Source organism: Flavobacterium sufflavum (assembly GCF_004016525.1).
Lineage (GTDB): Bacteria > Bacteroidota > Bacteroidia > Flavobacteriales > Flavobacteriaceae > Flavobacterium > Flavobacterium sufflavum.
In genome coordinates this window covers 113,378-134,618 of the sequence record NZ_SACJ01000007.1, presented here as the reverse complement: position 1 = coordinate 134,618, position 21,241 = coordinate 113,378, and the positions used below count along the sequence as shown (strand labels likewise).

At 34.2% G+C, this 21,241-nt stretch carries 12 protein-coding genes; 4 read left to right on the top strand and 8 right to left on the bottom strand.

The window, feature by feature from the left end:
• Positions 1 to 15: 15 nt before the first annotated feature.
• The 4 genes from EOD40_RS12240 to EOD40_RS12225 all read right to left on the bottom strand — a co-directional run bounded on the left by EOD40_RS12240 (position 16) and on the right by EOD40_RS12225 (position 7,560).
• Positions 16 to 2,460 (bottom strand): TonB-dependent receptor plug domain-containing protein, encoded by a 2,445-nt coding sequence (locus tag EOD40_RS12240; protein WP_128195928.1) that lies wholly within the window; start codon positions 2,458 to 2,460, stop codon positions 16 to 18.
• A 321-nt stretch (positions 2,461 to 2,781) separates the two neighbouring features.
• Positions 2,782 to 4,443: a 2-succinyl-5-enolpyruvyl-6-hydroxy-3-cyclohexene-1-carboxylic-acid synthase gene (gene menD / locus EOD40_RS12235; RefSeq protein WP_128195926.1), complete on the bottom strand. Its 1,662-nt coding sequence runs from the start codon at positions 4,441 to 4,443 to the stop codon at positions 2,782 to 2,784.
• Between the two features lie 201 nt (positions 4,444 to 4,644).
• Entirely contained in the window at positions 4,645 to 5,232 is a 588-nt protein-coding gene (locus EOD40_RS12230) for a glutathione peroxidase (protein ID WP_128195924.1), read from the bottom strand.
• Between the two features lie 114 nt (positions 5,233 to 5,346).
• The gene (locus tag EOD40_RS12225) at positions 5,347 to 7,560 is read right to left on the bottom strand and encodes a TonB-dependent receptor (protein ID WP_128195922.1); all 2,214 of its coding nucleotides are present in this window, start codon (positions 7,558 to 7,560) and stop codon (positions 5,347 to 5,349) included.
• 219 nt (positions 7,561 to 7,779) lie between these two features.
• Between EOD40_RS12225 and EOD40_RS12220 the strand changes: the two genes are divergently transcribed.
• The 3 genes from EOD40_RS12220 to EOD40_RS12210 all read left to right on the top strand — a co-directional run bounded on the left by EOD40_RS12220 (position 7,780) and on the right by EOD40_RS12210 (position 10,149).
• Positions 7,780 to 8,310 (top strand): RNA polymerase sigma factor, encoded by a 531-nt coding sequence (locus EOD40_RS12220; RefSeq protein ID WP_128195920.1) that lies wholly within the window; start codon positions 7,780 to 7,782, stop codon positions 8,308 to 8,310.
• A 4-nt stretch (positions 8,311 to 8,314) separates the two neighbouring features.
• Positions 8,315 to 9,100, top strand: coding sequence for an anti-sigma factor (locus EOD40_RS12215; protein WP_128195918.1), 786 nt, complete (start codon positions 8,315 to 8,317; stop codon positions 9,098 to 9,100).
• Positions 9,101 to 9,204: 104 nt separating this feature from the next.
• The gene (locus EOD40_RS12210; RefSeq protein WP_128195916.1) at positions 9,205 to 10,149 is read left to right on the top strand and encodes a tRNA dihydrouridine synthase; all 945 of its coding nucleotides are present in this window, start codon (positions 9,205 to 9,207) and stop codon (positions 10,147 to 10,149) included.
• A 156-nt stretch (positions 10,150 to 10,305) separates the two neighbouring features.
• Here EOD40_RS12210 and EOD40_RS12205 read toward each other — a convergent pair whose 3' ends face one another.
• The 3 genes from EOD40_RS12205 to EOD40_RS12195 are packed head-to-tail and all read right to left on the bottom strand — an operon-like array spanning position 10,306 to position 16,011.
• On the bottom strand, positions 10,306 to 14,907 hold the full coding sequence (locus tag EOD40_RS12205; RefSeq protein ID WP_128195914.1) for a beta strand repeat-containing protein: 4,602 nt from the start codon (positions 14,905 to 14,907) through the stop codon (positions 10,306 to 10,308).
• 7 nt (positions 14,908 to 14,914) lie between these two features.
• Complete coding sequence (locus EOD40_RS12200; RefSeq protein WP_128195912.1) at positions 14,915 to 15,544, bottom strand: hypothetical protein; 630 nt, start codon at positions 15,542 to 15,544, stop codon at positions 14,915 to 14,917.
• Entirely contained in the window at positions 15,541 to 16,011 is a 471-nt protein-coding gene (locus EOD40_RS12195; RefSeq protein WP_128195910.1) for a T9SS type A sorting domain-containing protein, read from the bottom strand. The genes EOD40_RS12200 and EOD40_RS12195 overlap by 4 nt, the downstream gene beginning before the upstream one ends.
• 446 nt (positions 16,012 to 16,457) lie before the next feature.
• Between EOD40_RS12195 and EOD40_RS12190 the strand changes: the two genes are divergently transcribed.
• On the top strand, positions 16,458 to 17,555 hold the full coding sequence (locus EOD40_RS12190; RefSeq protein WP_164905478.1) for a helix-turn-helix domain-containing protein: 1,098 nt from the start codon (positions 16,458 to 16,460) through the stop codon (positions 17,553 to 17,555).
• Between the two features lie 51 nt (positions 17,556 to 17,606).
• Here EOD40_RS12190 and ccsA read toward each other — a convergent pair whose 3' ends face one another.
• Positions 17,607 to 20,807, bottom strand: coding sequence for a cytochrome c biogenesis protein CcsA (gene ccsA / locus EOD40_RS12185; protein ID WP_128195906.1), 3,201 nt, complete (start codon positions 20,805 to 20,807; stop codon positions 17,607 to 17,609).
• Positions 20,808 to 21,241 lie beyond the last annotated feature (434 nt).

Genomic DNA, 21,241 nt, shown 5'->3' with positions numbered 1-21,241 from the left:
AACAAAGCTTAATTCTTATTTCAAATTATCTTGCTTTTTAATAGTATAATAGGTGTTTTTAACTACGGGAATTCCAGTTGCGGTAATCCCTTCCAAGGCTACTTTTACTTTGGTTTCCACCTTGGTATTGTAATAATTTACAGTTGCATTACCAGTTTTATCGGGATGCACATAAGGATTCCAATAAAGTGTATTTCTTACTGCTCCTTTATCATCCAACTCCAAATTAGGTTTTTCAGGATTTAGCGTATAAAAAACACGTGCTGTATAAAAACCGTCTATTTCTTTTTTAATAGCATGAAAACCTCCTTTTTCAGCTGGTTTTGTTCCTGGTTTTGTATAAACCGCAATAATACCATTAGCCGCTGATGATCCATAATACAATGTTGCTGATGCTCCTTTTACTGCATCTATTTTTTCAACATCACTTGGTTGAATAAAGTCAATTTCGGTCTTAAACGCGGTATTACCATTTAATAAAAAAAGTGGTTCTCCATCAAAACGCTGAAAACGAACTGAATCACCATCAGAAATGACGCCTGGAAGCTTTTGGACAATCATATCAAAAATATCGATAAATGTAGTAACGCTTTCATCTGGAGCATAGCTATTGTCCGGAATTCCATAGAAAATGGGTGCTTGGTTTTTCTTTTTAGCAACAATTTTAACTTCGTTTAAAACATTTTCAGGCTTTATTCCAAAAGCTGTAAATTTCTTAAATACATTTTGAACTATTGTCTTTGTGGTTGCTGTCCAATTAATTGGTTCATTTTGAAAAGAAACAGCAGGTGGATTTTGTTCAATAGGATCTAATACTATTTCGCCTCTAAACTTTCCTTTTAAATTTCTGGAATTTAAAAACATATTGGTTTTTCCTGAAAACATTATGTTTTCAAATTTAAAACCTCCATCAGAATCTGTAGTAGCGTTAAAAATATTCATGTGCTTTTTATTTATTAAAGCCAATGTCATATTATTGCCGATTAATGCCTTTTCGCCAAGAAGTTGCTTCACCCTACCCGAAACTGTAATCCCTTTTTCTGTTTTATAGCTAATGGTATCGTTAAATTTTGGCATTGTTTTCCATAAAAAGTCACGCCATCCTTGGGTTAAAAGCAGGTCATCTAAGTGTTCTAAACGTTTTTGATTAGTAGCATCAAAATAATAGGAAGGATTATGCACCTTACCTCTAATATCCGATTCCATCAGAAAATAAGAACTGATTGTTGTACCATAATCCTTATCGTCTAAAACTCCATTCATATCGGTTACACTCAATGAAAAACTTGCCGATTTAACAGCACCGGCCTTTGATTTTGAACTCACGTTTATAGTCGCTTTTTCATTTGGCTTATAACTTGCTTTGTCAGCCGATAGCTGTACATCTAAATCCTGTTCTTTTTCGATATAAACCAATCGCTCACTTTGTGGCCTGGAATTGCTGTCGTATAATGTTATTTGGCTTATGCCTTCGGGAGCTTTATCTTTTGCCAATTCAAAAGATAAGGCTGTTTGTGTTAGTGTAAGTGTACTCTCTAAATAGGAAATCCCTTTTGCTTTGCAAACAACCGTTAGTACCGCATTAGGATTTTGCAACAAGGTTTTTTCGTTAGTATTAATGGTTACAATATTTTTACCTTTAAAAACCCTAAAATTTAATAAATAACCTTGCTTAGTAACATCTGGAAGTTCGACACGTAATTCTTCCCCAGATAGCGTCTTAATTTTTGCGTAATATTTTTTTCCCTCAATTGGCATAATTTGAAATTTTCCCATACCATCATGAGGACTTAAAAAAGAGGTAATCAATTCGTTATCGGAATCAAAAATATCGCCCTTGACATTTATCGGTTTTCCGCTACTGTCAACAGCCTTGAAACCTACAATACTCGCAACGTTTTCTAAAAGCGAACCACCTTCAGGAAAGAAATCTACCGTAAACTCATTTTGTTTAGTCAATCCGCTTCCAGTAGTTTTCATTTCTACGGTATAATTTTCTGTTTTATTGGTTTTAGAATGAGACTCAAAAGCATCGATAATTTCAATATTCCTTTTGAATACAAAATCATCACCAAAATTTCTATTCCAATTGGTATAAGCCCGTAATTGATAAACTCCAGGTTTTACACCAATGGAATCCGTCAATTGAAAATCGCCAGAGCCTAAACCCATTTCTATATTGGTCTTGTTTCGGCTAATTATTTTAGAATCGGGCGAAATTAATTCTACATATAAAATATTGCTATTATCAAAAAGCAAATTGTTGTAGGCACGCACATTATAGGCCTTGTACCATAAATCTTCGCCTATAAAATAAATTGATTTGTCAGTATGAAGATATACTTTTTCAACATCAGGAAGCGTTTTTTTGTCTTGAGCCTGTAAAAAACCAATTGATACCACAAACCAAAATAAGCAAACTAAGCTAAACTTTTTATTTACAAGAAAATCTGTAACCATACAAAATTTGAATTTATATAAAACCACTTTATAAAACTTTACTTTGATTACTTCTCAATGATGTATAAACATTGTAAAATAATCCTGAACCAAAAATACAGGTAGGTTAAATTTTACTAAAATATATACATAAAACTAATTAACTAACCTGTACTGTCCTGTATTTCAAACAAAAAATAAAAATCAGAATCTTCATCAATCAAATCAGTCTTCCTTATTTAAAATAAAAAAACTCCCCCGAAGACTTTCAGAGGAGTTCTTATATTTTTCAAACATTTGACACTTAATACCAAATTTAAAGGATAAAATCTAGTAATATTTTTAGCTTAACTCCCTAAAAAATTGCTTTAAAACAGCATCATTCTCTACTGTGGGTGTAAAAATCTCTAAAATAACCGCCTTAGAATTTTGTGCGTAGAATTGCTTCAAACCACTTTCCAAACTGGCTTCATTAGTGGCTGTAAAATAATCCAAACCATACATTTTAGCCAAATGTTCGGCTGTTAAACCATGTGAAGTTTCGAAAAAAGTATTAAAAACAGCATTTTCTTCATGTCCTGGCAAAATTCTAAAGATGCCACCACCACCATTATTTATGATAATAATTTTAAAATTATTTGGGATATAATTATTCCACAACGCATTGCTATCATACAGAAAACTCACATCGCCTGTAATAAAAACAGTTTGTTTTTTGCTGGCTAATGCCGCCCCGATAGCCGTTGAAGTACTGCCGTCAATTCCGCTGGTTCCGCGATTACAATAAACCTCAATAGAGGGATTTATATGTATTAACTGTGCATAGCGAATGGCCGCACTATTACTGATTTGCAATAGACTATTTAAAGCTAAACTTTTAATTACGGTATCAAAAACTGCAAAATCAGAAAAAGGTGTTTTAGCTAAATAAACTTCCTGTTTCTCTTTTCGAATTTCCTTAATACGATTTGTTTTTTCGAAATAATCACTTTTTACAGTAATGGTTAAAGGTAAAAAGCCCTCAAAAAAAGTATTCGGACTGACTTCAAAATGTTTGGTCAAAATTCCAAAAGTATCATAAGCACGCAAAGAGTCAATATGCCAATGTTGTTTAGGCTTGTGTTTTCGTAAAAATGCCTTGATGCGTTTAGAAACAATCATTCCGCCAAAAGTGACCAAAATTTCCGGGCAGAAATCTTCAAAATCACCATTATCAAATGGCGTAATTATAGTGTCTATATTCGAAATAAAACTTGGATGATACAAGTTGGAAGTAGTCTCCGTCATCACCACAACCGATTCGTCTTTGGCTAAAGCTTCAATAGTTGCATTCGAAATAGCATTAGGATCATTCACCCCAACCAATACTAATTTCTTAGTGGATTTATTCCAAATATCAGCAAAAGCAGTCAAATTTTCTAACGGAAGTATTGGATTTAAACTGGCAAAATTATGAACCATCGTATCTACAGAAAGCTCCGTAACCGTTTCGTACAAAGGTTCTTCAAATGGAGCGTTAATATGTACCGGTCCTTTTTTATGGAAAGCGGCATCTATAGCTTCGTTGATTTTATGATCATTTTCTTTTGAAGCTTCTTCGGTTAAATTAGCATTGTACAAAGAATGATTGGCAAAAACATTTTCCTGACGAATGGTTTGTCCATCGCCAATATCAATCTTGCTTTGTGGCCTGTCAGCCGAAATTACAATCAAAGGAATTTGACTGTAAAAAGCTTCGGCAATGGCCGGATAATAATTCAACAATGCCGAACCTGAAGTACAAACTACGGCAACGGGACGCTTGATTTGTTGGGCTATTCCCAAAGCAAAAAAAGCGGCACATCGTTCGTCAGCAATGCTATAGCATTTAAAATTAGGATTATTGGCAAAACCAATTGTTAATGGGGCATTTCTGGAACCTGGAGAAATTACGATATCGGTGATTCCTTTGGCTTGACAAATCTGAATAAGGCTTTGCGCTAAAGGTATTTTGGGGTAAATCATTGTTTTTATTTCAAAAGAAAACAAAGATACAAAGTTGCCTTTACTTTAAGACTTAAGCTTCGTTTTTTTTACCACATAAGTCATATAAGTTCAAAACTTATGTGACTTATGTGGTTCAAATTGTTTTATCAATTTAAACATAAAAAAAAAGCGATTTCTAAACTACGTTAAAAACCGCTTTTTCTATAAAAACAAAACTGTTTATTGTTTGATCCAGTTTACAATTTCCGGAGCATCAGGTTTGGTTTTAGAAAAATATACTTCTACCAAATGTCCTTTTTCGTCAATCAGATACTTTTGGAAATTCCATTTCACTTCCGAATCTTTAACCCCGTTTTTCTCTTTTTGAGTTAAAAATTGATAAAGAGGACTCATATCAGCTCCTTTTACAGATATTTTAGACATCATTGGGAAAGTTACCCCGTAATTTAATTTACAAAAAGTCTCAATGTCTTTATTGGTTCCAGGTTCTTGTCCGTTAAAATTATTCGCCGGAAAACCAATAATTGTAAAACCTTTGTCTTTGTATTCTTTATAAATTGCCTCCAGTTGCTCATATTGTGGAGTATAACCACATTTGGAAGCCGTGTTTACAATCAACACTTTTTTTCCTTTCAGTTTAGAAAAATCAAAGGTTTCTCCTGATAAATCTTCTACTTTAAATTGATAAATACTTTGGGTATCCACTACTTTTTCTTTTTTGATTTTATCACTTTTTTTACTTTGTGCCTGAGTAAATCCACTAAAAAACAACAAGGCGGCGCAGGCCGTAAACAATAATTTTTTCATATATCTATATTTTTTCTAAAAATAATCAAATTCAATTTTTGTGCCATTCTTTTAAACAACTAATTTCAATTCAACAAAAGTTAAATAAAACCCAACAAAAAAGTACTTTGTTTTTTAAAATCGATAGGTGATTTTAGCTTTTAAATTAAAAGGTGTTCCAGGAGTAAAATGAATCTCATCAACAGGATTCGATTCGTCTTTCAATCTGGATTCGGTGGCAAACTGTGTTTCGTTCCATTGGGTATTAAATAAATTTTGGATGGCTACGCCAAAAGTAAGATTTTTAAAATTGTAGTTTAAATTCATATCGGTCACAAAATAACCTTCGGCAACAATAGAATTATCTTCATTGGCAGGACGGCTTTTTAAATAACGATAACGTATTCCTCCTGAAAATTGATGCCAATTTTGAAAACTGATTCCTCCTGTAGTAGTAAAATCGGGAGCTAAAGGAATATAATCTTGACCTTTTACTACATCCATACTTCTGGCAAAAGTATAATTGGCATCCGAATAAATATATAAAATCTCATTTAAATGATAGCGAATTCCAAAATCGGCTCCCATACGCTTTGTTCTTCCACTAGTCTCCATAATTCCCCCATCGCCCGAATACACAAACTCCTGCTGCAAGTACATGTACCACAAAGCCGAATTAATAATCAGGTTATGAGAAGGTTTCCAAATTGTACCTACATCAGTTCCAATAGCCGTTGGTAAGGTTTTCTTGGTATTATCCTGAACCACAACACGGGCATCATTAGAGTGAAATCCCATTCCTGATTTTACAAAAAATTGCAAATTGTTGTTTTGAGAATAGATAAAATTCAATTTTGGAGAAACTTTAATCTCATCTTTAGATTGATTCGTGTAAGTTGCACTTAATTTATCCTGATAATTGAATTTAAAATAATCGAAACGCAGTCCCGGATTAATCATTAATTTCCCAAATATAAATTCAGAATTCAAATAGCCATAATTATTATTTTCATCAATATCCCCTAATTTTATATTTTCCAATGTAGTTTTTCGATTCAAAGTATGTGACAATTCACTGTCTTTGGTTGCATCAACTCTGAAACCAATTCCCACCTGATAATTGATATCCCAACCGTCATTTTTTATTTTTTTGTTTATTTCGGCACTCATTCCATAAAGTGTCCGATTTTCTTTTTGCCTGATTTGGTCTCCATTAACAGGATCTTTTAAGAAAAAAGTAAAATTAGAATACAACTCAAGGGCATACTTACTAAAAAAAGTATTGATTTTCACAAAGGTGTTTTTGTCTATAGGCTTATTCAGAGAAGCAATGATATTAGTTCTCGAAGTATTTCCTCCTTCGGTATCATCAACTGCTCCAAATCTGGAAAGCGTCCCATTATCCACTAATCGCTGAGGAATTTGTCCTGAAGCATCCCATTTACTTGAAAAATGAGAAGCAGAAATTGAAAATTTACTATTCAGCCCTAACAGATACGTATATTTTCCTAACAAATTAAGACGGTTAAAATTTTGAGGCGATTCAAAAGGACCATCGGTCAAGAAATACTCTGTGGCAATATAAGCTCTTTGATTTTTAGCATTGTCCAAAAGATTAAACAAACCTACGGTTCGCTTCATATTAAATTGTCCGGCTTCAACGCTAATGCTGCTATTATCCAGTTTTTCTTTGGTTTGAAAGCCTACGTATCCAGCAGTAGCAAAATCTCCTTTATTGGCATAATAAGTCCCTTTACCATAATCAATTTTATCGACCGTTTCAGGAATCACAAAATGCAAATCGGCATAACCCTGACCATGTGCGTGGGAAACCAAATTGACAGGCATTCCATCAACCGAAATAGCAACATCGGTACCATGATCAATATCAAAACCTCTTAAAAACATCTGCTCTCCCTTTCCCCCACCGGCATGTTGCCCTATGAATAATCCCGGTACTTTTTGCAAAATTTCCTGAGAAGTATTCACTGGCGAAGTTTGCAAATCTATTTTTGAAATTAAATTCATTGCCGAAACTTTGTGCTGGATTACAACATCATTTAATTTTAACACACCATCTTCCAGAACAATCTTATTTTCCTCACTACTAACTTTATAACTTTTTATTTTAAACCCCAGAGCCGTAATTCTCAAAACATCACCTACATTCGTTTTTTCAATTGTAAAAGCCCCTGAATCATCGGTATGCGAATGAGATTCAGTAGCAGGATTAATGATAAAAGCATTCTCAACTGCGTTTCCATAACCATCTATTACAATCCCTTTTTGCGTTTGCGAAAAAGAACAAAAACCTATAAGAACAGTGATTACTGTAAAAATGTGTTTCATAAAAAATTATGCTTTTTGGTTGGTTAATTGGCTAAAGCCAAAAATAAAATAGCGAGTTATAAATAGTATCCTGTATGATTTAAGTGCTATCCTGCATCTAACAATAAAATTGATTTCCATTGTAATAAAAGAAAAATAAGATTTTTATTTCTTAATCTAATAAAAGGTATCTATTTCTAAATAAGTTTGTATTAAGTTTGTATTGCAAAAATAAAAACTATGAGCCAGGACGAATTATTAGTTTTAATCTACAGAAAGGACGAAAAAGCCTTTACGCATCTTTATGATATGTATGCTAAAAGTTTATTTTCTGTCATTAGCGTACTCATTAAAAATACCGAAGAAGCCGAAGACGTTCTTCAAGAAGTATTTGTGAAAATCTGGAAAAACTTAGACAGTTATAACGAAAACAAAGGTCGTTTTTACACCTGGATACTCAATATTGCCCGAAATACTTCGATTGACCGATTGCGTTCTAAAAACTTTAACAACAGTCAAAAAAACCTTTCTACAGATAATTTCGTAAATCTATTAGAAGACAGTAACAAACTGACAAACAAGGTTGATGGCATAGGAATGCAAGAATTTATTAAAAGGTTAAAACCTAAATGTATCCAAATAATAGATTTACTGTTTTTTAAAGGCTATACCCAACAAGAAGCTGCGGAAGAACTGGAAATCCCATTGGGAACAGTAAAAACGCACAACCGAAACTGTATTAATGATTTAAGAAACTATTTGAAAGTATAGTACAATGGACACAAGAGAATATATAGAATCAGGCATATTAGAACTTTACGTTTACGGCTCATTAACTGAATCCGAAAGCGAAGAAGTAGCAGCAATGGCTAAAAAATACCCCGAAATTAATGCTGAAATCATAGCAATTGAAAAATCAGTTCTGGCATTATCTTCCAGTTTTTCGCCATTCCAATCAGCAGAAAACTACGCAAAAATAAAAGAAAAACTAGATTTAAAAGCTGCAGAAGTAATTCCAATGGCTCCTAAGAAAAATTGGGCCGCATTTATTGGCTGGGCTGCGGCAATACTATTGTTAATTGGAATTGGTTTTCAATACAGCCAATTAGAACAAAACAACAATCAAATAGTAAATGCTACAAACGAAAAAGCTAAGGTTGAAAAAGAGCTAAAAGAGTTAACAGCGAAAAAAGCGGTTATTGAAACTAATTTAGCCGTTATAAAAGACGAACAAAATACTGTAGTTGCTCTTGCTGGTCAAACTGTAGCTCCTGAATCTTCAGCAAAAATATATTGGAACAAAGAAACTCAAAAAGTATATGTTGATGCTTCCGGATTACCGGAACCACCTAAGGGAATGGTATATCAGGTTTGGGCTTTAACATTAAATCCATTGACTCCTACAAGTATCGGATTGCTGGATAACTTTAATAAAAATGACCAACGCTTTTTTGCAGTCAATAATACTGGAGACGCTCAGGCATTTGGTATCACCTTGGAACCAGCCGGCGGAAGTATAACACCTACAATGGAACAATTGTATACGCTTGGAAAAGTATAATTCAATTCAAAAATTAAATAGTAAAAAGGCTTTCGGAAGAAAGTCTTTTTTTGTTTTGTACAGTTGTAGTTTGCATTGATTATATTTGCACAATTATTTTTTACATGAGCTACACCCTTCTTTCCTCACCTCTTCAAGGATTTACCGATTATCGTTTTAGAAATGCCCAAAATAAATACTTTGGAGGAATTGATACTTTTTATTCCCCTTACATTCGTTTAAATGGAAAACTGGTTGTAAAATCGTCTTATCAACGTGACTTACTTCCTGAAAATAACGAAGGATTGGAAGTCATTCCGCAAATCATCACCAATGATGCTGAAGAGTTTTTATTTGTATCCCAATATGTTCAGGAATTAGGCTATAAAGAATTGAATTGGAATTTAGGTTGTCCATATCCAATGGTAACTAAATCAGGAATGGGTTCAGGATTGATTTGCCAAACCCAAAAAATTGATGATATTCTCAAAAGAGTACATTCGGAATCAGACATTATTGTATCGATGAAAATGCGCTTAGGCTATGACAACGCTGAAGAAATTCTGGATGTTTTACCGCTGTTAGAACAATATCCCATTAAAAATATAGCCATTCATGCCCGCATTGGAAAACAATTGTACAATGGTGGAGTGAATTTAGACGGTTTTCAACAATGTGTTGACAATACCAAACTCAAACTATACTACAATGGCGATATTACCTCGGTAGCCCAATTTCAAAAAATGCAGGAACGCTTTCCTACTATAGACCATTGGATGATTGGTCGCGGTTTGATAGCCGATCCGTTTTTACCAAGCATGATTAAAAACAACAGCTCCGAATATCCATCCAATAAAATGGAATTATTCAGCGATTTCCACGATACTTTATACGCCGGTTATAGTGAATCACTATCTGGAGCAACCCATATTTTATTGAAAATGCACCATTTATGGGAGTACTTTTCGGTGATTTTTTCCAATCCACACAAAATCCATAAAAAGATAAAAAAGGCTAAAAGTATACGCAATTATGAACAAGCGGTTAGAGAAATTATTAAGGAAGGGTAATCTTTTTAGCTTAAATTCTGCAAATTATTTTAAGCTAATTTAAATTCTATTACTATACATAAAAAAAGGTTCAACTTTTACAAGTTGAACCTTTTTTTAACTCTATACTATAATAATTTTAGTTATTTTTTTCCTTTTTAATAACTATTGCAGACATTAATTTGGTGGTCTCATAACTCTCCAATATGTTCCATCAAAAACAAGGGAAACTCCTTGGTTACTTCCTAATGGCATATCAGATGAACATTTAATTTTTTGAGTTCCGCCTGCATTGTCATTTTGAAAAACTACCCCGGTACAGCAACTTATTGCATCATTATTTGCATTTATAATTTGAATAACCTGACCTGTAACTCCTCCGGAAAATCCTGCTATATTTTCCCAACCACCACTCGGAACAATAAATAAGATTCCAATCCCGGAAACATCATAATTACTTACAGAAGATGAAGATTGTGTTGCTGTATTTAAAATAAGTCTTCCAAACGAGCCGTTAGTACCACTTACAGTCCCAGAAGATGTAACATTTCCACTGGTAGTAAATGTAGTCCCGGTTAAACCACCTGTTAATGTACCACCTGTTAATGGCAAGTAAGTTGATGCTGCACTCGCACTACTTACATAAGTGTTTGAATCAACACTACCATCCGCTTTTAAAAATTGAGAAGAGGTCCCTCCAGATTTGATATAAGAAGAGGCTGTGATTGCTGCACTGGTATTTACTGAAGTTACACTTCCATTACCCAACTGTATTTTATTACTCGCAGTAACTATAGCACCATTACCAATCGCAGTAGCATTGGTTAAAGCAGAACTTGAAACATCTGCATTGTAACCAACAGCTGTATTATTACTTCCCGTGGTATTAGATCCCATAGCACCAAATCCAACAGCGATATTAAAATTACCCTGGCTGTTGTTGTATAATGATTCAGCACCAAGAGCAGTATTCTTATTTCCGGTATCATTCCCTTGCAAGGCTTCCTGCCCATAAGCAGCATTTTGATAACCAGTACTATTACTTATCATGGTTAGATGACCAAAGGCGGCATTATGGTGTCCAGTAGAATTTGATTCTAATGTTTCCAATCCAACTGCAGTATTACTAGATCCAGTTACATTACCCAACATAGATTGTCGCCCAATAGCAGTGTTTTGCATACCTGTTGCATTACTAGTTAATGCCTGATATCCAACAGCAATATTATCATCTCCTTGTGTAATTGAGCTAAGTGCTCCTATACCAATACCAATATTTCTATCGGCACTACTCAGTACACCTGTAGTTTGGTGACCAATCAGCAAACTGTTTGAAAAGTTAGCTCCTCCACTTTTAGAATCGGTAAGTCCGTCTAAAGTTGTTACTGCAGTTGTTAAATAAGTACTTGAATCAATACTACCGTCCGCTTTTAAAAATTGCGAAGAAGTACCTCCGGATTTAACAATGGAAGTACCCGTTATTGCCCCACTTGAAGTAACGGCTCCAGCATTCCATATACCACTGGTAATAGTACCAACAGTATTTGCAGTTCCCGATGCAGTAAGATTACCCGTTACATTCAATGTTCCACCAATTGCTGTATTACCGGATAAAGTAGCTGTTGTGCCAGTTAACCCTCCTGTCAGTGCTCCACCTGCCAATGGTAAATAAGTACTTGCTCCACTTGCACTTGTCAAATAGGTATTTGCATCTACACTACCATCCGCTTTTAAAAATTGAGAAGAAGTACCTCCTGATTTGATATAGGAAGCAGCCGTAATTGCAGCACTTGTATTTACTGAAGTTACACTTCCATTACCCAATTGTATTTTATTACTCGCTGTAACTATGGCACCATTACCAATCGCTGTAGCATTGGTTAAAGCAGAACTTGAAACATCAGCATTGTAACCAACAGCAGTATTATTACTTCCCGTTGTATTAGAACCCATAGCTCCAAATCCAACTGCAATGTTAAAATTACCCTGGCTGTTGTTGTATAATGATTCTGCACCAAGAGCAGTATTTTTATTTCCTGTATCGTTCCCTTGTAAGGCTTCCTGCCCATAAGCGGCATTTTGATAACCAGTACTGTTACTTATCATAGTAAGATGACCAAAGGCAGCATTGTGATGACCAGTAGAATTGGATTCTAATGTTTCCAATCCAACTGCGGTATTACTAGATCCAGTTACATTACCCAACATAGATTGTCGTCCAATAGCAATGTTTTGCATACCCGTTGAATTGCTAGTTAATGCCTGATATCCAACAGCAATATTATCATCACCTTGTGTAATTGAGCTAAGTGCTCCTATACCAATACCTATATTTCTATCGGCACTACTCAGTACACCTGTAGTTTGATGACCAAGTAATAAACTGTTTGAAAAGTTAGCACCTCCACTTTTAGAATCGGTAAGTCCGTCTAAAGTTGTTACTGCACTTGTTAAATAAGTACTAGAATCAACGCTACCATCTGCTTTTAAAAATTGAGAAGAAGTACCTCCTGATTTAACTATTGTATTAGCTGTTAATGTCCCACTTGCAGTAACTGTACCTGTAAAGGTTGGAGATGCTAATGGTGCTTTTAAATCCAAAGCTGTTTGAGTTGCTGTTGAAACAGGCTTATTGGTATCTGAAGTATTGTCTACATTTGCCAATCCAACCATCGTTTTATCAATTCCACTTACCGTTCCGGTAAAGGTTGGTGAATCAATATTGGCTTTCAAATCTAACGCATCTTGCGTATATGTAGAAACTGGTTTGTTTGCATCGCTGGTGTTATCAACGTTCGCTAAACCAACCATTGATTTAGTTATTCCTGAAACCGTTCCTGTAAAAGTTGGTGATGCTAAAGGAGCTTTTAAATTCAAGGCTGTATTAGCAGTAGCTTCATTCGCATCTACATCAGCCTGAACAGCATCAATATTTGTTTGTAAAGTAGCATCAGCTGAAGTTCTTGCCGAAGTTTCTGTAGTTAAATTAGCAGCAATTGTATTTTCTGCAGCTGTAGCACGAGTTACTTCATTAGCTAAAGCTGTTGTGGCAGATGCAGTACTAGCATCAACATAGGTTTTCACCGATTTTACACTTGGATATTTAGTATCTGAAGTTCCGTCAGTTGTAACATTAGTACTTTTGTTTGCCAAATCTTCTTTCAATAAGTCTGCAGCTGTTCTGTTAGTTACTTCAGTAGCTAAGTTGGTTGTCAAAGTAACATCAGCGGAAGTTCTTGTTGAAGTTTCAGTAGTTAAATTAGCAGCAATTGTATTTTCTGCAGCTGTAGCGCGACTTACTTCATTAGCCAAAGCTGTTGAAGCTGTGGTAGCACTTGCATCTACATAAGTTTTCACCGATTTTACACTTGGATATTTGGTATCCAAAGCTCCGTCAGTGGTAACATTAGTACTTTTGTTTGCCACGTCTTCTTTCAATAAATCAGCTGCTGTTCTGTTAGTTACTTCAGTAGCTAAGTTGGTTGTCAAAGTAGCATCAGCTGAAGTTCTTGCAGCAGTTTCAGTAGCTAAATTAGCAGCAATTGTGTTTTCAGCAGCTGTAGCTCGGCTTACTTCATTCGAAAGATTGGTCGTTAAAGTAGCGTCAGCTGAAGTTCTTGCAGTAGTTTCAGTAGCTAAATTAGCAGCAATTGTATTTTCTGCAGCTGTAGCTCGATTTATTTCATTTGTCAAAGCAGTTGAAGCAGATGCAGTACTAGCATCAACATAGGTTTTCACCGATTTTACACTTGGGTATTTAGTATCTGAAGTTCCATCAGTGGTAACATTAGTACTTTTGTTTGCCACATCTTCTTTCAATAAGTCAGCAGCTGTTCTGTTAGTTACCTCGGTAGCTAAGTTGGTTGTCAAAGTAGCATCAGCTGAAGTTCTTGCAGTAGTTTCAGCAGTTAAGTTTGTAGTTAACGTGTTATTTGCAGCTGTTCTGTTGGTTACTTCAGTAGCTAAATTGGTTGTCAAAGTATTATTTGCAGCAGTGCGATTATTGGTTTCCGTAACCAAATTAGCGGCAATCGTATTTTCCGCAGTTGTAGCACGAGTTACTTCATTAGCCAAAGCTGTTGTGGCAGATGCAGTACTAGCATCAACATAGGTTTTTACCGATTTTACACTTGGATATTTAGTATCTGAAGTTCCATCTGTTGTAACATTAGTACTTTTGTTTGCCAGATTTTCTTTTAGATTTAAGGCTGTTTGAGTTGCAGTACTAATTGGCTTATTTAAATCTGTTGTATTATCTACATTGTTTATTTGTAAATTAGTTCTAGCCCCTAAAACGGTAGTAGCATTTGTCCCTCCATTTTCTATAGCGACAACACCAGTCACATTTTCAGCACTTATTGCCGAAAAAGCCAGTGGAGCATAACTAAATTCCTGATTGCTTATCTCAGTATATGTAGCACAATTTCCACTAGTGTTAATTCCAACAATTAAACTTTTCTTTGAAGAACTCCAAACAATAGACTGAAAAGAAGCAGCATACCCTGCAGTTTGTGTCCCTTTACCAATAACTAAGTTGACCATCCCAAAACCATCTGTTTTGACTTGTGCCGTTTCCTGGTATTCTATATTCGAAAATTCATCAATAAATTTAAATACCATACAGATATCTTTATTGACAACAGGGCTACTGGCATTATTTATCCCCGGTAATTGTTCGCCTTTAGGATTCATAATTATAGCCTGATAGCTTATCCCATTCGTTTGAGCAAAAGTCTTAGTTGCTACAAAAAGTATAAAAAGTATAAATATTTTTTTCATATCGCTTTTAATTAATGTTGAAATGAACTCCTAATTCTAATTGATTCGTCCTGAATGATAATTTTTCCTTTAAAGAATTGGTAATATTTATACTCTGACAAAAATCATATCCAAGACTTAAACCTCCAAATGAAGGAATATTATATTTTACCATTAATCCAGCCGAAGATTCTAAGATAATTCCCGAAAATTCTTTTTGATGCATTAAATCATAATAAATACCATTTAATTCTTGTTTCCCATAAATTAGAGAAGAAGCATTTAAAGCTGTTTTAACCAAAAAATCAATACTATTTTTTGAATTGGTTTTATAAGAATAAAACTGATACATCAAACCACCTTGCAAACCAAGATACTGCGTATCCCATCGATAAGAATTCGCTGAGTTTCCCCCTATTGCGTTATAATCATTTAAGGAAAGTCCTAATGAATACAATATTTTTTTGTTTATCAAAGGTTTTGTAAAACCAATTTCATAAAAACTTCCAGTTCCACTCTGGATATTTGGATTTACCTGAAGATTAGCATCTTTATAAAGGTACTTTGTGTAATTTTTACCTGTAGTAAAATAAAGTTCTTGAGAAAAAATGCTTGCAGATGACAATAGAAAAATAAGTAGTAAGTAGTTTTTTATCATAGTTTAATAATTTTAGTGTAATAATTGAAATTTGTGGCTTGTAGTCGGACTAAATATTCTGATTGGGGTAAGTTGGCTAAATTAATTGTCAAAATAGAATTGTCTATTGTCTCTTTTTTTTCAAAAACCAAACGCCCACTAATGTCAAACACATACACCGTTATTTGATTTGGCATTAATTGTGAAAATTGAAAATTAACCGTTTCCGTAAACGGATTAGGATAAGTCTGAGTACTAATTTCCGTTTTCTCATTGGAAGCAATATAACTTCCCCAAAGACTTTGCTGAAACCCCTGAATAACGACAGTACTACCATTTGAATTACCAATGACACTTTGCTGACCTATTGTTTGGCTTATAATGTAGCCATCAGCGGTTTTTGTAGTCAATCCTTGCGAAGAAATCATCTGGTGATGTAAAATTTGCCCGTAAAAGGGAACTGTAAGAAATATAAATAAATACCTCATAAAAATAATTTTAAACAAACTTAATCGTTCTTTTAATACATTTCGTCGATAATTTTTAAAATTTCTTAAAAAAAGGTTAATCAGTAACAACTTTTCAGTTTTTAGTAAGCCAAAAAACTACAACAAGAACAAAAACCCTACAAAACGGTTAGATTACAGTGTTTTACAAAGAAAAAAAAATCCGCAGTTAATAATAATTTAAAGCTGTTTGAAAGATTTTTTCAGTTTTTAGTAAGTCTATAATATAACTTAAAAAAAACAGCTACATTTGAGAACAACTCAAATCGGACAAAAAAAGCCCTTTAGACCTATAAAAAAATATTCTGATTGCTTATGGCAAAAAACTAATATAAAATCAAATGATTACAAATTTACTTTGCATTATTACTGGTTTACTCGGTTTGATAACTACATTTCTAATATTTGGTAGTTACAAATCAAACAGGATGATGAATTTGTATATGATTTTATTAATACTCATTATTTCTTCGCGTCATTTATTGATTGGTGTAACTTATTTTATTTCAGATGTTGCCTCTATAGACTCTTTTTATAACTACACCTATGTCTATTCTAATTTTGCAGCAGTAGTAATTCCGCTTTTCTATTTATATTTTAAAAATTTAGCCAACAATAATAAAGATTTCAATTACAAAGAACTACTACAATTTATTTTCCCGATAGGCTTCTTTATTACTATAGTAGTATGCAATAAATTCTTGCTTATATCTATACAATTAGAAATACTCCTCTACACAATCTTTTTTGCTTATGCGTTGTATTATAATGTTCTATGTTACCGATTATTAAAAAGTACTATTTGGACTAGAAAAATAGAAAGTAAAGTAATCAAAAAGCAAAATGAATTAATAAAAAAATGGACTCTGTTTTTGTTCATCACAATTACCTTAATAACCTTTAGGCTTCTAGTGTCTATTGTTTTAAAAAGCATTAACGATGAACACATTAAAGGACTCAGCTATCAATGGGTATCCTCGCTTCTTTGGCTATTCATCCTAATCAAAATATTGATTTCTCCTGAAATCCTGTACGGATACGATGTACTTTATCAAAAAATAAATGAAAGCAGGAATAATGATTTAGTACTGAATGAACTTTGGAGCGCATCACCAAATAATGAATTAAATAACAGCCAACATCTTGCTTTAAAAGAAAAAATAGAGAAAAACATATTATCCTATATAGAACAAATAGAGAAAATATCTTTTGAATATGAACTCTTCAGAGATCCCAATATGAAGCTTACTGATCTGGCCAACAAACTGAATATTCCTAAAAGCCATATCTCCTATCTTTTTAAATACCATTGTAAAATTTCTTTTTCAGAATACAAAAAAACAATCCGAATTCACGATGCCATTAAACATATTGAACAGGATTACTTAAAAAACAACACATTGGATTCTTTATCTAAACAAGTCGGTTTCACATCTTATAATCCCTTTTTCACCAGTTTTAAAGAAGTCTCAGGTGTTTCTCCAATAGAATATTGCAAGAATATAAAAATGGAATTAGAAGCATAAAAAAAAGGTTCAACTTTTACAAGTTGAACCTTTTTTTAGAAAAAATAAACCTTACTTCTTATAATACTTTCTGTATTTAGGGTAAGTAATCGCCCCAATTAAAGCAATTCCACCTAACGAATAGTAAATCCAGTTTAGGGAATGTGCTTCACCACTGGCATAAGAATGCAATCCTACCAAATGGAAATTTACTCCGTAATAGGTAAACAGAATCGAAACGAAAGCAAACATACTCATCAGGTTGAAAACCCATTTCCCTCTTAAATGAGGCACAAAACGAGCGTGAATTACAAAAGCATATATCATAATACTAATTAATGCCCAGGTTTCTTTTGGATCCCAACCCCAGTAGCGTCCCCAACTTTCATTAGCCCATTGTCCGCCAAGGAAGTTACCAATAGTCAACATAATCAATCCGATGGTTAAGGCCATTTCGTTGATATAAGTAATCTCCTGAATATTCAAATCCATTTTGGCTCTGTTCTTATCGTTGGTAAAAAAGATTAACAACAGCGATACAAAACCTAAAATCATTCCCAGTGCAAATGGTCCATAGCTTGCTACAATTACGGCAACGTGAATCATTAACCAATACGAATTAAGAACAGGTTGCAGATTAGCAATTTCCGGATCAATCCAGTTCATGTAAGCCGCCATCAAAATCATAGCGGTTACAAAGGCTGATGAAGCCACAGTCAGTTTCGATTTAATATCGAAAGCCAGACCAAAGAACATCGTTGCCCAGGACACATACACAATCGACTCATAAGCATTACTCCAGGGAGCGTGACCTGAAATGTACCAACGTGCAATTAATCCTGCAGTGTGCAATGCAAATAACAATCCGATAACGATGTGCATTCCGTTAACCAAATAATTCAGAGCTTTTGTTTCTTTGAATATTTTTAAAATCGTAAACAAAAGCATCAAAATAGCCGCCGTTAAATACCAATATGGTAATTTTTGGAAAACATCATATTTGTTATATAAAATTTCTAAAGAAACTTTGTCTTCTGATGGCAATACTTTAGCGCCAAATCTCTTTTGGAAACCGTGTAAACTTTCTAATAATTCATCGGCATTTTTATAATCACCGGAAACAGAAGCATTAGTCAACGAACCAAAGTACAATGGCAAAACACTTTTAGTATAAGTAGAATCCATGCCTTTCAAGCCGGCAGTTTCTAACTCATTAAAAGAAATCCATTTGTTGTTAGCATCATGCGGAATTGGGAAAATCTTCATAATGGTTCCGCTCAATGCCGATTCCATTAGGTTGACTTTCTTATCCGTTTCTACAAAATCTTTTTCAAACTGATTCGGATTAGCTGCCTTATAAGCCACATCTAAATAAGGTGATAATTTATAATTCCCCTGTTCGTCAAAAAAGGCGATAAAAGGAGCATATTTTGCTTTAGCATCAATACCAATAATTTTTCTGATGCTGTCATTTCCGCTTTTAATGTAAATTAACGGAACTTCAATCCATAATTTAGCATATTGCGACATCGACAAGAATACCTGATCCGAATTCAAACCTTTGTATTCATTAGCATGACTTACTTTTCGCAACAATTCAGATGAGAAAGTATTAATAGGCTTCATTCTTCCGCCTGCATCCTGAATAATCAATCGTCCAAAATCAGCAGCGTGTTTCTCTGAAACCTTGTATTTTGTAATTAAAGAATCCAGTTGCTTTTCTGTTGGTGCCACTCTTACATGCGCAGTTTTTCCTGACTGGGCTTCTTCAGTGTGATTATGATTGTGATCGTGTTCGTGGTCATGCATTTGGGCAAAACCATTAAAACTCAGTAATAAAATTAAAATCGGAATCAGTTTTTCTTTTTTATCCTTAACCACTTCTAATTTTCTTTTTAAATCGGCAAAACGGGAGTGTTTCGTAAACATAATCGACATCAACGAAAAGAATAATAAAAAGTAACCAGCATAAGTAATATTAGTTCCCCAGAAATCGTGATTTACCGAAAGTACAGTTCCTTTTTCGTCAGGATCAAAAGAAGATTGGAAAAAACGATAGCCTTCATGGTCTAAAACGTGATTCATGTAAATTCGGGCATCAAATGGTTTGGCAGCCGAATCCTGAACACTTACCTTACTCTCGAACGAAGAATAACTCTTCTCAGTTCCCGGATATTTTTGAGCAATAAAATCGTTCAATTTAATTTTAAAAGGCAAAATATAAGCTTTACTTCCGTAGAATAAAGAATACTCAATGTTTCCAATTTTCACTGTTTTAGGCTCTCCTTCTTTTCCTTTCGAACCTAAAATGGTTACTTCTTTTTCTTTTCCTTCGGCTTTAACAGTCAGGACTAAAGCATCTTCATGTTCCTTAGCCTTAAAATCATTATTCGAGTCATAATCAATCACTCCTTTTACGGCAGGATCAGGAAAAACAATTCGGATATCGCCAATGCTGTACAACGAACGTCTCATCAACGGCTGTACTTTATCCTTGGCAACTGCCCCCTGTAACTTATCAGCCATTCGCATAAAGTTTCCTTCAAATGGCGTTTCAATAGTATAATCTTTACCATCAAAAGTAATGTTGATAGCACCATCAGTATGTTTATTCAAGGCAAAAAGCACATTGTGAATATTCTGTACCTCCCCTTCTTTCAGGAAATGCTCCTCACGTCCACCCGAACCTGCTTCGACTAATTTCATGTACAAAGTTCCGTTAGCATCAGGTTTCACATATTCTTTGGCACCCATAATGAAGTTTTTATACTTCACCTCAAAAGGCGTTTTGTCAAATTCTCCCGAAACAGAAAAATCATTATTGGTTACAGGCGACAACAATACTTTTTGTTCAAAAGTCCTGCGTTTCATTTCGCCCTTATATTCTCCATCCACAAAAACAGTCAGAAAGGTTTTATCAGAATAAAACTTATTTTCGGCAGCACCTTCGCGAATAGGCATCACGCCCTCATAACTGATATAACGGGTAATAAAAGCACCTAAAAGAATCAGGATAAAAGCCAAATGCAGCAATAAAGTAGCCCATTTTTCCTTTTTCAACAAATGATAACGTTTGATATTCCCGATGAAGTTAATCATGAAAAACACCATAATTCCCTCAAACCACCAGGTATTATAAACCCAAATTCGAGCCGTATCAGTATTGTATTTACTTTCGATGAAAGTTCCGGTTGCCATTGCCACTGCAAAAGCCAGGAAAAGAAAAGCCATTAAGCGAGTAGAAAATAAAAAAGCGTAGATTTTTTTATCCATTTGTAAGGGATTACATTTTATAAAAGCGCCACAAAAGTACTTAAAAATGTTGACTTCTACCGCCGTGCAATTGTTAATTATATCCAAAATTAACCCCTGAAAATCGCTTTTAATTTTCTTTTTTTGGGCGTGCCCTTGTCGCGGAACTATTTCTGGAAAACTGCTCTATTTTTCAGCAACAAGGTCGGGTGATACGCTCTATTTTTTTATTTTGTCCTACTAAGCTTGCCGAAAGACAAAATAAAAAAGATGCCGCTCCTCCCCCTCACGCAAACTCTACTCAAAGGAAAGTTTTGTTCAATAATTTATAATAAAAATATTATTTCTATATTTGAAGAAAATGTGCTAGTTGATGGCGAGAACCAACCTCCTTTTGGGTATATTCTCGATACTTTGTAGCAACTATACACTAGTTATGCCTAATATTAAAAAAG

What these genes read in the sequence shown, in the direction of transcription:
- EOD40_RS12190 (WP_164905478.1), top strand. Translation starts at nt 16,458, where the DNA reads ATGATGAATTTGTATATGATTTTATTAATACTCATTATTTCTTCGCGT.
- EOD40_RS12230 (WP_128195924.1), bottom strand. Translation starts at nt 5,232, where the DNA reads ATGAAAAAATTATTGTTTACGGCCTGCGCCGCCTTGTTGTTTTTTAGT.
- EOD40_RS12200 (WP_128195912.1), bottom strand. Translation starts at nt 15,544, where the DNA reads ATGATAAAAAACTACTTACTACTTATTTTTCTATTGTCATCTGCAAGC.
- EOD40_RS12210 (WP_128195916.1), top strand. Translation starts at nt 9,205, where the DNA reads ATGAGCTACACCCTTCTTTCCTCACCTCTTCAAGGATTTACCGATTAT.
- EOD40_RS12215 (WP_128195918.1), top strand. Translation starts at nt 8,315, where the DNA reads ATGGACACAAGAGAATATATAGAATCAGGCATATTAGAACTTTACGTT.
- EOD40_RS12240 (WP_128195928.1), bottom strand. Translation starts at nt 2,460, where the DNA reads ATGGTTACAGATTTTCTTGTAAATAAAAAGTTTAGCTTAGTTTGCTTA.
- ccsA (WP_128195906.1), bottom strand. Translation starts at nt 20,807, where the DNA reads ATGGATAAAAAAATCTACGCTTTTTTATTTTCTACTCGCTTAATGGCT.
- EOD40_RS12205 (WP_128195914.1), bottom strand. Translation starts at nt 14,907, where the DNA reads ATGAAAAAAATATTTATACTTTTTATACTTTTTGTAGCAACTAAGACT.
- EOD40_RS12220 (WP_128195920.1), top strand. Translation starts at nt 7,780, where the DNA reads ATGAGCCAGGACGAATTATTAGTTTTAATCTACAGAAAGGACGAAAAA.
- menD (WP_128195926.1), bottom strand. Translation starts at nt 4,443, where the DNA reads ATGATTTACCCCAAAATACCTTTAGCGCAAAGCCTTATTCAGATTTGT.
- EOD40_RS12225 (WP_128195922.1), bottom strand. Translation starts at nt 7,560, where the DNA reads ATGAAACACATTTTTACAGTAATCACTGTTCTTATAGGTTTTTGTTCT.
- EOD40_RS12195 (WP_128195910.1), bottom strand. Translation starts at nt 16,011, where the DNA reads ATGAGGTATTTATTTATATTTCTTACAGTTCCCTTTTACGGGCAAATT.